11 protein-coding genes are annotated in these 13,585 nt (G+C 67.6%); 6 read left to right on the top strand and 5 right to left on the bottom strand.

The features are described from left to right. Positions 1-58: 58 nt before the first annotated feature. Positions 59-1,699 (bottom strand): response regulator, encoded by a 1,641-nt coding sequence (locus tag OU998_RS15450; protein WP_267514544.1) that lies wholly within the window; start codon positions 1,697-1,699, stop codon positions 59-61. Positions 1,700-1,860: 161 nt separating this feature from the next. On the opposite strand from OU998_RS15450, the gene OU998_RS15445 reads away from it, so the two are divergent. The 6 genes from OU998_RS15445 (at position 1,861) to OU998_RS15420 (ending at position 8,918) form a co-directional block, all read left to right on the top strand. Continuing rightward, positions 1,861-2,850, top strand: coding sequence for a polysaccharide deacetylase family protein (locus OU998_RS15445; protein ID WP_267514543.1), 990 nt, complete (start codon positions 1,861-1,863; stop codon positions 2,848-2,850). Between the two features lie 63 nt (positions 2,851-2,913). Beyond that, positions 2,914-3,990, top strand: coding sequence for a phenylalanine--tRNA ligase subunit alpha (gene pheS / locus OU998_RS15440; RefSeq protein ID WP_267514542.1), 1,077 nt, complete (start codon positions 2,914-2,916; stop codon positions 3,988-3,990). Beyond that, positions 3,990-4,409 (top strand): hypothetical protein, encoded by a 420-nt coding sequence (locus OU998_RS15435; protein WP_267514541.1) that lies wholly within the window; start codon positions 3,990-3,992, stop codon positions 4,407-4,409. Before pheS ends, OU998_RS15435 begins: the two co-directional genes overlap by 1 nt. Then, entirely contained in the window at positions 4,406-6,883 is a 2,478-nt protein-coding gene (pheT, locus tag OU998_RS15430) for a phenylalanine--tRNA ligase subunit beta (RefSeq protein ID WP_267514540.1), read from the top strand. Before OU998_RS15435 ends, pheT begins: the two co-directional genes overlap by 4 nt. 78 nt (positions 6,884-6,961) lie before the next feature. Next, complete coding sequence (locus OU998_RS15425; RefSeq protein ID WP_267514385.1) at positions 6,962-7,921, top strand: IS5 family transposase; 960 nt, start codon at positions 6,962-6,964, stop codon at positions 7,919-7,921. 388 nt (positions 7,922-8,309) lie between these two features. Continuing rightward, positions 8,310-8,918, top strand: a complete 609-nt coding sequence (locus OU998_RS15420; RefSeq protein ID WP_267514539.1) for a DUF1134 domain-containing protein — start codon at positions 8,310-8,312, stop codon at positions 8,916-8,918. Positions 8,919-8,958: 40 nt separating this feature from the next. On the opposite strand, the gene OU998_RS15415 is transcribed toward OU998_RS15420, so the two are convergent. From OU998_RS15415 to cysQ, 4 genes are all read right to left on the bottom strand, one after another. Beyond that, entirely contained in the window at positions 8,959-10,110 is a 1,152-nt protein-coding gene (locus OU998_RS15415) for a CobW family GTP-binding protein (protein WP_267514538.1), read from the bottom strand. 46 nt (positions 10,111-10,156) lie between these two features. Further along, positions 10,157-10,381 (bottom strand): alkylphosphonate utilization protein, encoded by a 225-nt coding sequence (locus OU998_RS15410; protein WP_008263608.1) that lies wholly within the window; start codon positions 10,379-10,381, stop codon positions 10,157-10,159. A gap of 203 nt (positions 10,382-10,584) precedes the next feature. Continuing rightward, positions 10,585-12,642, bottom strand: a complete 2,058-nt coding sequence (locus tag OU998_RS15405; protein WP_267514537.1) for an NAD(+) synthase — start codon at positions 12,640-12,642, stop codon at positions 10,585-10,587. A 91-nt stretch (positions 12,643-12,733) separates the two neighbouring features. Then, complete coding sequence (gene cysQ / locus OU998_RS15400; protein ID WP_267514536.1) at positions 12,734-13,561, bottom strand: 3'(2'),5'-bisphosphate nucleotidase CysQ; 828 nt, start codon at positions 13,559-13,561, stop codon at positions 12,734-12,736. Positions 13,562-13,585: the final 24 nt, after the last annotated feature.

Below are 13,585 nucleotides of genomic sequence, written 5' to 3'. Positions count from 1 at the left end.
TACGGCAAAGATCAACGCCCGCTCCGGTTCGCCGGGGCGGGCGTTCTTCGTTCTGGGGTCAGGCCGTGGCGGTCTCGGCCATGGGTTCCGCCATGGATTTCGCTGGGCGGTCGATCTCGGCGTCCGCCAGAACCAGCCGCATGGCGTTCAGCAGGGCGTCGGGCTGGATCGGCTTTTGCGCCACCCCGTTCATGCCGGCGGCGATATAGTCCAGCTCGTCGCGTTCGTCGGCGTTGGCGGTCAAGGCCAGGATCGGCAGACGGGCGGCCGGGCCGGGCAGGGCGCGGATGGCGCGGGTGGCGGCGACCCCGTCCATGACCGGCATCTTGATGTCCATCAGCACCAGGTCGAAGGGCCGGGCCTGAACCGCCTCCAAGGCTTCCTGACCGTTCTCGGCCATCTCCGCCGTGCAGTCGAACATCTCCAGCAGCTTGCCGGCGACGAAGCGGTTGGTGGGATTGTCGTCGACCACCAGCACATGAAGCGTGTCGTGGGGCGTCGGCTCGGCCATGGGCGAGGCGGCGCCCGCCTCGTCGGCCGCGCAGGCGTTCAGCGGCAGGACGACGTGGAACCGCGCCCCGCCCAGCGGCGCCACGCTCAGTCCGATGGTCCCGTCCATCCGCTCGGCGATCTGGCGACAGATGGCTAGGCCCAGACCGGCGCCGGCGCCCTCGCGCCCGGCCTTGCCGATGTTGAAGGGGTCGAAGATGGTCGCCGCCGCCGCCTCGGGCACGCCGGGCCCGCTGTCGTCCACCGTCAGTTCGACCCGCAGACCGTCGCGCGTCGTGCGACTGGCCAGGGTGGCGACCACGCCGCCGCTCTGGGTGAATTTCAGGGCGTTGCCGACCAGATTGTTCAGCAGCTGTTTGATCCGCATCCCGTCAGCCCGGACCCAGGGGCTGGACTCGAAGTCGGTGCGGACGGTCAGGGTCAGCGCCTTCTCCTCGGCGCGAGCCCGCCACAGGGCGTCGATGTCGAAGGCGACGGCCGACAGGTTCAGCGGCTCTTCCTCCAGGGTCAGCATCCCGGCCGAGGCGCGCGACATGTCCAGGGCGTCGGTCAGCAGCCGCAGCAGGCTCTGGCCGGAATCGATGACGGTTCGGACATAGGGGCGCAGCTCTTCCTGTTCGAGCTTCTTGTCCATCAGGGCGGCGACGCCCAGGACGCCGTTCAACGGGGTGCGGATTTCGTGGCTCATCACGGCCAGGAACTCGGATTTGGCGCGGCTGGAGGCGACGGCCTCGGCCTCGGCATAGGCCAGGTCGCGGGCCAGGGCGCCCATTTCCTCGGCGCGCTGGCGGTGCAGGGCGGCCCCGGCCTGGACGACCTGCAAAGCGGTCCCGACCCCCAGATAGCGTCCGTCGGCCACGACGATGAAGCCGCTGAGAAGGGCGCCCAGTTCGGCGGCGCCATAGGCCTGGAAGAAGGTCTCGGCGCTGGTCGCCGCCTCGGCGATGGGGGCGTTGCGGTCCATCAGGCTTTCGGCCGGCTTCTTGGCGTAGAGCGCGCGCCCGAACTCGGCCGCCATCCGCAGGGTGAAGGCGTTGCGCTCGATAATGCCGACCGGTCGATTGTCGTCCGCCACCACGGCCAGGGCCAGGGTGTTGGGCTCGGTCTGGAACCGGTCAAACACCTCGGCGCACGGGGTGGACGGAGCCACCGGCGCGATCAAGTCAACGAAATCACCAATCAGCGGCATTCGGCCCCCCTCATGTCCACGAGGGAGGGCTTAGCGAGTGATATTTAACATCGGCTTTGCCGTTCATGAACCTTTCAAGGCATGCTTCGGACAAGTCGTCTGCATGCGGACGGTGTATTGCCTAGGTGTCCGCCGGCCGCAGTCTGGGCTAGGCTGAGACTATGACGATACGTGTTCCGATCCTTGGCGTGATGTTGGCTCCGGTGCTGGCCTTGGCCCTGAGTTTGCCGGCGTTCGCGCAGGAGCGACGGGTCGCGGTGACATTCGATGATCTGCCCTATCAGGCAGCGAATGAGGCCTTATGCGATCCCGTTCAGTTGATGCGCCTGACCCGCGATTTCGTCGCCATGCTCAAGCCGCTGGACACCCATGGGACGGCCTTCGTCAACGAGGGCAAGGTGTGCGAGCCGACCCGTGTCTCGACCCTGCCGACGGCCTTGGGCGTCTGGCTGGACGGCGGGCTCGATCTGGGCAACCACAGCTTCAGCCACATCAATATTCACCGCACCACGGCCGAGGCCTATCTGGCCGATGTGGACGCCGGCGCCCCGACCACGCGGGCGGTGCTGGAGGCGCACGGCCGGACCCTGCACTGGTTCCGCCACCCCTATCTGTTCACCGGCGAGACCCAGGAAAAGCACGACGCCATCGCCGCCGGCCTGGCCCAGCGCGGCTATACGGTCGCGCCTGTGACCCTGGACAACAACGACTGGATGTTCGCCGACGTGTATCGCAAGGCCGAGCAACTGGGCGACGAGGCGCTGAAGCGCCGCATCGGCGAAGCCTATGTGGCGCATATGACGACGGTGTTGGACTTCTTCGAACCCTATAGCGCCGAGCTGACCGGCGGGCGCGAGCCGGCGCAGGTCCTGCTGCTGCACGCCAACAGCCTGAACCAGGCCTATTATCCGCAGATCCACGCCCTCTATCTGGCGCGCGGCTATCGGTTCGTCACGCTGGAAGAGGCCCTGTCGGACCCGATCTATGCTCATGCGGACACCTATGTGCGGGCCAACGGAATCTCGTGGCTGCACCGCTGGAAGGTCACCGACGGCGAACCCATTCGCTGGGAGCCCGAACCGCCCGCCTGGATCGTCGCGGCCAACAAGGCGCCGGCCGCGGACCTGCCCGCCATCGCCTCCGCGCCCTGATCGATCCCGCCGCGCGCCTTCAAGGGTGACGAACGGCCCCCGGCCCGCTAATGCACGGGCCAAATGACCGATCTCGCCACACTCGAACTCGACCTGATCAACGCCATCGGCGGCGCGGAAACCGTCGCCGCCCTCGAAGAGGTGCGCGTCGCCGCCCTGGGCAAGTCCGGCTCCGTCTCCGGCCTGCTGAAGGGAATGGGGGCCATGAGCCCCGATGAACGCCGCGAACAGGGGCCGATGATCAACGGCCTGCGCGACCGCGTGTCCGCCGCCATCACGGCCAAGAAGGCCGAGCTGGAGGCCGCCGAACTGGACGCCCGGCTTCAGGCCGAGCGCGTCGATCTGACCCTGCCGGCCCGGCCGCGTCGCAAGGGCGGGGTCCACCCGACCATGCAGGTGATGGACGAGATGATCGCCCTGTTCGCCGAGATGGGCTTCGCCGTGGCGGAAGGCCCGGACATCGAGGACGACTTCCACAATTTCACCGCCCTGAACTTCCCGCCCAAACATCCGGCGCGGGAGATGCACGACACCTTCTTCCTGAAGCCCGACCCCGAGACGGGCGAGCGCAAGGTGCTGCGCACCCACACCTCGCCGGTGCAGGTCCGCACCATGATGTCCCAGACGCCGCCGATCCGCATCATCGCGCCGGGCCGCACCTTCCGTAAGGATTCGGACGCCACCCACACGCCGATGTTCCATCAGATCGAAGGTCTGGTGATCGACCGCGACATCCATATGGGCCACCTGAAGACCACGCTTCAGACCTTCATCGCCCGCTTCTTTGAGCTGGATGAGGTCCAGGCGCGGTTCCGTCCGCACCACTTCCCCTTCACCGAACCCTCGGCCGAGATGGACATCCGCTGCGACCGATCCGGCGGGAAACTGGTGTTCAACACCGGCGACGACTGGCTGGAGATCCTGGGCTGCGGGATGGTGCATCCCAATGTGCTGCGCAACTGCGGCATTGACCCGGACGAGTATCAGGGCTTCGCCTTCGGCATGGGGGTGGATCGTCTGGCCATGCTGAAATACGGCGTGCCCGACCTGCGCCCCATGTTCGACGCCGACACGCGCTGGCTGGCCCACTACGGCTTCTCGGCCTTTTCGGCCCCCAATCCTGCAAGCGGACTGAGCTGATGACCTTCCAGCAGAACCCCGTCGTCCAGCGCCGCCAGGTGGTCGTGCCGGACGATCTGGCCCAGCGCAGCCATTACGAGGGCATGACCTTCCCGCTGTTCAGCCTGTACCGGCAGACGGTCGAGGCGACCAACCGGTCGCTGATCGAGGACAAGACCTTCACCAGCTGCGTCATCGAAGGCCCCGGCGTGCTTCTGGCGCTGAGCGGCGTCCATTTCGACGGCTGCAATATGGGCGAGAACGGTGGGGACGTGCGCAGCCTGGTGCTGCGTCCCGTCAGCCCGCAGAAGGTGGTCGGGACCATCGCCATGCAGAATTGCAAGTTCGACCGCTGCGTCTTCTTCGGCATGGGCTTCACCGGCACAGACGAATTCATCGATCATTTCATTAAGGCCCTCGGGGGCGCGCCCACCGCATGAAATTCACCCTTTCCTGGTTGAAAGACCACCTCGAGACCGAGGCTGACGTCCATCAGATCGCCGAGGCCATGACCATGGCCGGGCTGGAGGTCGAAGAGGTTCTTGATCCCGCCGCCAAGCTGGCGCCCTTCACCGTGGCCAAGATCCTGTCGGCCGAGCGTCATCCCAACGCCGACCGGCTTCAGGTCTGTCAGGTCGAGACCGTCGACGGGCTGAAGGAGATCGTCTGCGGCGCGCCGAACGCGCGGGCGGGCCTGACCACCATCTACGCCCCCATTGGCGCCTATGTGCCCGGCCTGGGCGTGACCCTGGTCGAAAAGCCGGTGCGCGGCGTGGTGTCGAACGGCATGCTATGCTCGGCCTCGGAGCTGGAGCTGGCGGACGAAAGCGACGGGATTCAGGAACTGCCGCCCGAGATCCCGGTGGGGACGCCGGTCGCCGGTCTGTTCGGCGCGGAACCCGTGATCGACTTCGAAGTGACGCCGAACCGGCCCGACTGGCTGGGCGTCGCCGGCATTGCGCGGGATCTGGCCGCCGCCAGCGTCGGCAAGCTGAAGCATTTCGACATCGCCATGGTGCGCGGGGCCTTCCCCTCGCCGATCACTGTGCGGTTGGAGGCGACCGAGATGTGTCCGGTCTTCGCCGGTCGGGTGATCCGGGGCGTGAAGAATGGGCCGTCGCCGGCCTGGCTGCAAAAACGTCTGACCGCCATCGGCCTGCGCTCGATCAACCGGCTGGTCGATGTGACCAATCTGATCGCCTATGACCGCGCCCGCCCGCTGCACGTCTATGACGTGGCCAAGCTGTCGGGGACCGAGATTGTGGTGCGCGGCGGCCAGTCAGTCCATGCCGAGGATGCATTTCGTGGGGAATTGCGTGATGACACGAAATATGTGCAAGAGGGTGACCGCTATCGCGAAAGCCTGATCGCGTTGGACGGCAAAACTTACACCTTGGCTTCCACAGACTGCGTCATCGCCGACGCCGGGGGCGAGCGCCCCATCGGCCTGGGCGGCGTCATGGGCGGGGAGTCGACCGGCTGCGACGAGACCACGACCGACGTCTTCGTCGAAAGCGCCTGGTTCGATCCGCTGGTCATCGCCCAGACCGGCCGTGCGCTCGGCATCCATTCCGACGCCCAGTATCGGTTCGCGCGCGGCGTCGATCCGGTCTCGGTCACGCCGGGGCTGGAACTGGCGACCCGCCTGATCCTGGACCTGTGCGGCGGCGAGCCGTCCGAGATCGTCTTCGTCGGCGAGCCCCCGGCCGGCCCGGCGCCCTTCGCCTTCGACCCCGCCTATGTGAAACGTCTCAGCGGCATGGACCTGGACGACGATCGGATCGGCACCATCCTGGGCCAGCTCGGCTTCAAGGTCACCGCCGGCCCCGCCGATCAGGCCGAGCCCTGGACCGTCACCCCGCCGTCGTGGCGGCGCGACGTCGAGGGTCGGGCCGATCTGGTGGAAGAGGTGGCGCGGATCGAGGGCTTCGACAGCCTGCCCGATACACCCCTGCCCGAGGTCGCCCGCCCCGCCGGCGGCGTGTTGAGCCCCCGCCAGGCCCGCGTCCGCACGGCGCGCCGCGCCCTGGCCGCCCTGGGCTATGCCGAGGCCGTCACCTGGTCCTTCACCAAACAATCGACGGCGGCCTTGTTCGGCGGCGGAGACGACCGGCTGGTGCTGGAGAACCCCATTGCGGCCGATCTGGACTGCATGCGGCCCTCGGCCCTGCCGAATCTGATCCAGGCGGCGGCGCGTAACGTCGCGCGCGGTTTCGCCGACGCCGCCCTGTTCGAGATCGGCCCCATCTATCTGGGCGACGGTCCCAAGGATCAACGCACGGTCATCGCCGCCCTGGTCGCCCCGCACGCCGCCCGTCATTGGGCCGGCGCTGGGGAAGACGCCCTGTTCGCGCTGAAGGCCGATCTGACCACCCTGCTGGAAGAGATCGGCGCCCCGGTCGCCTCGCTGCAACTCGCCCAGGGTCAGAACCGCGACTGGTGGCACCCCGGCCGTTCGGCCCGGCTGCAACTGGGCCCGAAGAACGTCATGGTCGAGTTCGGCGAACTACACCCGCGCGTGCTGAAGGCGCTGGACGCTGACGGCCCGATGCTGGGCTTCGAAATCGTGCTGGACGCTGTGCCCGAGCCGCGCGGCAAGTCGGGCAAGGCGCGGGGATCGGCGGACTTGTCGGCCTTCATGCCCCTGACCCGCGACTTCGCCTTCGTGGTCGAGGACGCCAAGCCGGTGGGCGACCTGGTCCGGGCCGCCGCCGGCGCCGACAAGGCGCTGATCGCCGATGTGCGGGTGTTCGACGTCTATCGCGGCAAGGGAGTGGACGAGGGCTTCAAGTCCGTCGCCTTGGAAGTCGTGATCCAGCCGCGTGAGGCGACTTTGGCCGAAGCCGAGATCGAGGCCTTGACCGCAAAGATTGTGGCGGCGGTGGAGAAGCAGGGCGGCAAGCTGAGAGGCTGATTCAGTCTCCCTCTCCCCTTGCGGGACCGTTGCATTATTCGCGGATCGTGATTCCCTGTTCTCGACGGAGGGATTACGATGTCGGTGAAGCGGACGGGCCAGTTGGGATTTGGCGAGGTTGCGCTGGCGCGGCGTAGTGGCAGCGCGGCCCTGGAGCGGGTGTCGGCTCTGGTCGATTGGACCGGGTTCGAGCGAACGCTGGCGGGGCTTCGCGAGGAGGGGCCGGGCCGACCCGGCTATCGGCCTCTGCTGTTGTTCAAGGCCCTGCTTCTTCAGGCCTGGTATGGGCTGTCGGACGCCGAGCTGGAGTTCCGGCTGGGCGACAGCCTGGCGTTCGGGCGGTTCGTCGGGCTGAGCCTGGAGGACGAGGTTCCCGACCACACGACCCTGTGCCGGTTCCGTAACCGGCTGGTGCGGGATCGGCTGCTGGAGCGTCTGTTCGCAGAGCTGGATGGTCAGTTGGAGGGTGCGGGCGTGGTCCTCAAGCAGGGCACGATGCTGGACGCCACCCTGATCGAGACGCAGGCCGCAGGACGGCGCGGCCCCGGCGAGGCCAGGGTCGATCCCGACGCCGCCTACGCCCGCCGCTCTGGCAAGCCGGGTTCGACCCACGGCTACAAGGCCCACGTCGGCGTCGATCAGGGCTCGGGCCTGATCCGGTCGATCCTGACCACTCCGGCCAACGTCAACGACACCACTCCCGCCGACGCTCTGGTCCGGGGCGATGAGAGGGCCGTGCTGGGCGATGCGGCCTATCACACCCATGCTCGGCAGGCCGCGCTCAAGGCTCAGGGCATCAAGCCGCGCCTGATGCGACGGCCCAACAAACATCACCCGACACTGCCGCCCCGTCTGGCCCGGCTCAACCGCCTGATCGCTCGCCGGCGCGCCGCCGTGGAGACCACCTTCGCCACCTGGAAGCGCCGCATGGGCCTGACCGGCATCCGCTACATCGGTCTGACCAAGGCGTCCGGCCAGATGCTGATGGTCGCCATGGCCTTTAATCTGCGCCGCTGGGCCGCCCTGCAACCCGCCTGACCAAGCCCGGAATCCGTCCAAAACCCGCCGACCCGACCCGAAACAACCCAATCTCACCAGCATGAGCGCTGCCTTATCGCGCCAAGCCAAAAGCGGGACCGTAACGCAATGGTCCCCTTGCGGGAGAGGGAGACCGCGCACGGCGGCGCAGCCGTCGTCCTGGCGCGGTCGGGCGAGGGGTCACGCAGGCGGCGGCGGGGAGCGACCCCTCATCCGACCTCGCTCCGCTCGGCCACCTTCTCCCGCAAGGGGAGAAGGAAGCGCTACAACGCCTCCGTAAGCCCCCGTTAACCTTGCAGCCGCAAGGCTGCCGCAAAGGTCGGGGACTCTGTTACAAAGCCCGGCGTCCCCGCCGGCTGTCCTCTCGCCGTTCTCGGAGCGCCCCCACATGCATCGCCGCCAACTGATCCTTTCCGGCCTGGCCACCGCCGCCGGCGCCTCGTCGATGGGCGCCTGCGCCACCGCGCCCGCCAATCCCAACTATCCGATCCAGTCGGACAATAGCGCCCAGTCCTACAGCTTCGACGAACTGGTCGCGGCGGGGTCCAAGGAGCTGGGTATTGCGGCCGAGGCCGTCGGGGGCGCCATCGAACGCATCTTCGCCGACCAAGGGGATCGCCCCACCGCCTATATCGCGGGCGAAGAGGGCTCGGGCGCGGTCGTGGTGGGCGCGCGCTATGGTCGCGGCGCCCTGCATATGAAGGACCTGTCGGCCTCGCAGGAGGTGTTCTGGCAGGGGGCGTCGGTGGGCTGGGACTGGGGCGGCAACGCCAGCCGGGTCTTCACCCTGGTCTATGGCCTGTACCACCCCGACATGATCTATCGCCGCTATCCGGGCGTCGAAGGCACGGCCTATCTGATCGCCGGCCTGGGTGTGAACTATCAGCAGGCGGACGGCATCGTCCTGGCGCCGATCCGCACCGGCGTCGGCCTGCGTCTGGGCGCCAATGTCGGCACCATGAGCTACAGCCGCCAGCGCAATCTGCTGCCGTTCTGATCTGAGATCCGTCCGGGCCTTTCGGCCCGGACGTTGATCCTTAGGCCGCGCAGGCCTCGAACCCGGCCCGCAGCGCGGCCTCGTCCAGCTCGCGGCCGATGAAGACGGCGCGGCTCCAGCGGCGTTCGCTCTCGCCCCATTCGCGTTGCAGGTCGCCCTCCAGGATCATGTGGACGGCCTGGAAGACCAGGCGGCGGTTTTCGCCCTTCACGTCGATGATGCCCTTGGCGCGCAGGATGTTCTGACCCTGCTCGCCCAGCAGCCGGTCCAGCCAGGCGGTGAACTTGGCGCCGTCCAGCGGCCGGTCCAGCGATAGGGAAATCCCCTTGATGTCGTCCTGGTGGGCGTGACCCCTTGCGCCATGGGAATGGGCGCCATGGGAATGGGCGTCGTGGCCATGGTCGTGCCCATGATCGTGGTGATGGTCATGCCCGTGGTTATGATCGTGATGATCATGGCCGCAGTGTTCGTCATGCACATGGCCGTCCGCGCCGTGCGGCGGGTTGGCGAAGTCCGGCTGGACCTCCAGGATCCGATCCAGGTCGAAGGCGTGCAGACCCAGCACCTGATCCAGCGGCACGTTCGAGCGTTCGGCCCGGACGATGGGCGCCAACGGGTTCAGCGCCCGCAGACGGGTCTCGACCGCGTCCAGTTCTTCCGGCGTGGCCAGATCGACCTTGTTCAGGATGATGCGGTCGGCGAAAGCCACCTGTTCGCGGGCCTCTTTTGAATCGTCCAGCCGCGCCATCACATGTTTGGCGTCCACCAGGGTGGTGACGCTGTCCAGCTGGGTCTTGGCCTTGACGTCCTCATCGACGAAGAAGGTCTGGGCCACCGGGCCGGGGTCGGCGAGACCCGTGGTCTCGACGATGATGGCGTCGAAGGCGGGCTTTCCGGGCCGCTGGCGCTTCATCAGGCCGGCGACCACGCGGATCAGGTCGCCACGCACCGTGCAGCAGACGCAGCCGTTGTTCATTTCGAACACGTCCTCGTCGGCGCCGACCACCAGGTCGTTGTCGATGCCGATCTCGCCGAACTCATTGACGATGACGGCGTAGCGTTTGCCGTGATCCTCGGTCAGGATCCGGTTCAGCAGGGTTGTCTTGCCGGCGCCGAGATAGCCGGTCAGGACGGTGACGGGGATCTTGCCAGTTGCGGCGGTCGAAACGGGGGCGGCGAGGGTGTCGGTCATAGGCCGCTAGATGGCGGCTGACGTCCCATTTGGGAAGAGGGGGCGGTTAGGCCTTCTTCACGAACTCGACGCGCAGAACCAGGCCGCGCACCTTGTCGACATTGGCCTCGATCTCGTCGGTGTCGCCGGTCAGACGGATATTCTTGACCAGGGTGCCGCGCTTCAGCGTCACCCCGCCCGAGCCCTTGACCTTCAAATCCTTGATCAGTGTCACGCTGTCGCCGTCGGCCAGGATGTTGCCGTTCGAGTCTTTGGTCACGTCTTCGGTCATGGCGACGCTTCTAGCGGTTCACCTTGCTTTCGTCATCCCCCGGCAAGCCGCCGCTTGGCGGCGCAGACCGGGGGACCCAGCGGCGCCGAAGGCGATGTTTCCGCCGCACCATGTCAAACGCCTCATCCGCGACAGGTTCGCGCTATCGCGCGCCGCTGGGTCCCCCGGTTCCGCTGCGCGGCCCGGAGGATGACGAAAGAAAACTAGTCAGGCACGTTGGCGTCCAGTTCGTCCAGCCAGACCCGCGCATTGCCGTCCGACGGGGCGCGCCAGTCGCCGCGTGGGGACAGGGAGCCGCCGGTGACGACCTTGGGCCCATTGGGCAGGGCCGAGCGTTTGAACTGGGCGGTCTGGAAGAAACGGATCAGGAATTTCCGCAGCCAGGCCTTGATGGTCGCCAGGTCGTATTCGACCTTTTCGTCATCGGGAGTGTTCGCGGGCCAATGTCCGGCGGTCGCGTCGCTCCAGGCCTGATGCGCCAGGAAGGCGACCTTGGACGGCTTCAGGCCGAAGCGGCTGATGTAGAACAGGAAGAAGTCGTTCAGCGCATAGGGGCCGACCGTCCCCTCGGTGGACTGGATCACGCCGTCCTTGGCCGGGACCAGTTCGGGCGAGATCTCGGTGTCCAGAATGGCGTGTAGGGTCGGGGTCGCCTCGGCGCCGACCAGCTCGCGCGCCGCCACCCAACGGATCAGGTGGCGGATCAGGGTCTTCGCCACCCCGCCGTTGACGTTGTAGTGGCTCATATGGTCGCCGACGCCATAGGTGGCCCAGCCCAGGGCCAGTTCCGACAGGTCGCCGGTGCCCAGGACGAAGGCCCGGTTCTGGTTGGCCAGCCGGAACAGATAGTCGGTCCGCAGCCCCGCCTGCACATTCTCGAAGGTGATGTCGTGAACCGGTTCGCCCGCCGCATAGGGGTGGCCGATGTCCTTGAACATCTGTTCCGCGGCGGGGCGGATGTCGATCTCGGCCCCGGTTACGCCCAGGGCCTTCATCAGGGCCCAGGCGTTGGACTTGGTCCCGTCCGAGGTGGCGAAGCCCGGCATGGTGAAGCCCAGGATGTTGGTGCGTGGCAGGTTCAGCCGGTCAAAGGCGCGGCAGGCGACCAGCAGGGCCTGGGTCGAATCCAGCCCGCCCGACACCCCGATCACCAGCCGTTCGGCCTGGGTCGCCGTCATCCGGCGCATCAGGCCCTGAACCTGGATGTTGAAGGCCTCGTAGCAGTCCTGATCCAGCCGTCCGGCGTCGTCGGGGACGAAGGGGAAACGGTCCAGCGGGCGGATCAGCTCGCTCTCGACCGCGTCTTCGCGGGCCATGAAGGGCACGACAGTCGCAGGTTCGCCCTCGACGCGGGCGCATTCGGCGAAGGTGCCGTTCCGCAGCCGGTCCAGCCCGATCCGGTCCACGTCCACGTCGGCGATCGTCAGATGGTTCTCCAGGGCGAACCGTTCGCCTTCGGCCAGTTTCGACCCCAGTTCGTGGATGGTCGCCTGACCGTCCCAGGCCAGGTCGGTCGTGCTCTCGCCCCAACCCGAGGCGGTGAAGACATAGGCCGACAGGGTGCGGGCCGAATGGCTGGCGCTCAGCATGGCGCGCTCGTCCGCCTTGCCGATGACGATGTTGGAGGCCGACAGGTTCAGCAGGATGCGAGCGCCCGCCAGAGCGGCTCGGGTGGACGGGGGCAGGGGCGCCCAATAGTCCTCGCAGATCTCGACCGCGAAGACGAAGCCCGGCCGGTTGACCGCTTCGAAAACCAGACCGGGGGCGAAATCCACCGTCTCGCCGTTCAGCCGGATCACGTCCTCGGCGCGGGCCGTCGCCGGGGCGAACCAGCGTTTCTCGTAATATTCCCGGTAGTTGGGCAGATAGGTCTTGGGCACGACCCCCAGAACCTCGCCCGCGCCCATGACCACGGCGCAGTTGTACAGGGCGTCGCCGTTGCGGATCGGCGCCCCGACCACCGCCACCAGATCATGCTCGCCCGCAGCCTGGGCGATGACCGCGATCTGGCGCTCCACCTCGTCCAGCAAAGCCGCCTGCATATGCAGGTCGTCGATGGCGTAGGCCGACAGCGACAGCTCGGGGAAGACCATCAGGTCCACGCCCTGATCGGCCGCCTGACGGATTAGGGCCAGGTGCTCCTCGGCGTTCGCCTTCGGGTCGCCGATATGGCTGACCGGGGTCGCGGCCGCCACGCGCACGAAGCCGTGGGTCTTCGGAGAGTGGAACGGGGGAGAGTGGAACAGGGAGAAGTCGGCCATCGGATCGTCCGCTATGCCGGCGCGCGCCGGTCGTCGATCTCCATATAGGCCCGAAAGATGAAGGGAGAGAATCCTCTCCCGTCTCTCAGCGTCAGCCGCCCATGGCGACGAAGGGCCCATTGAGGAATTTCGGCTTGCCATAGGCCAGGCGCTGGCCGTCGTCGGCCAGGACGCGGCCGCCGGCCGCCTCCAGCACGGCCTGACCGGCCGCCGTGTCCCATTCCGACGTGGGGCCCGAGCGCGGATAGGCGTCGAACCGACCCTCGGCGATCAGGCAGAACTTCAGCGACGAGTCCGTGCCCTGCCAGCGGGTGCAGCCGTGGCGCGCGGCGAGGCGCGTGGCCTCTTCGTCGGAGACGCTGTGGCTCAGAAGGGCCATGCCCTCCTGTGGGCGGTCGCGAACCTTGATCGGCCGCCATTCGGCGCCGGCGTGGGCCTCGCCCTGCTGCTGCTCGCCGAACTGGCGGCGGAAAGCGCCCGCGCCGGGGACGTCGGTGCGCCAGGTGGTGCCCGTCGCGGGGGCTGTGACCACGCCCGCGACCGGATAGCCGGCGTGCATCAGGGCGATGTTGACGGTGAAGGCCTCGCCGCCGCGCACGAATCCCTTGGTGCCGTCCAGCGGATCGATCAGCCAGAACCAGTCGTCGGCCGAATCGGGCGCGCCGTCTGCGGCCACGGCCTCCTCGGCCACCGTCTGGACGCCGGGATAGAGGGCGGCCAGGCGTTCCAGAATCAGGGCCTCGGCGGCGCGGTCGGCCTGGGTGACGGGGCTGTCGTCGGACTTGGTCTCAACGGCCGTGTCGCTGCGCCAATAGGGCAGGATGACGCGCGCGGCGTCTTCGGCGATCTCGGCTATGGCTAGGGCCAGGGTGCCGGATTCAAGGTCTTGGGACAGGGTGTTCATGGGGGAGGTCGTCATTAGGCGCTCGATAGACCATCACGG

It is taken from the genome of Brevundimonas sp. SL130 (genome assembly GCF_026625805.1).
Classification (GTDB): Bacteria; Pseudomonadota; Alphaproteobacteria; order Caulobacterales; family Caulobacteraceae; genus Brevundimonas.
Note: the sequence above shows the minus strand (reverse complement) of the source record. Positions and strands in the feature narration are given on the sequence as shown.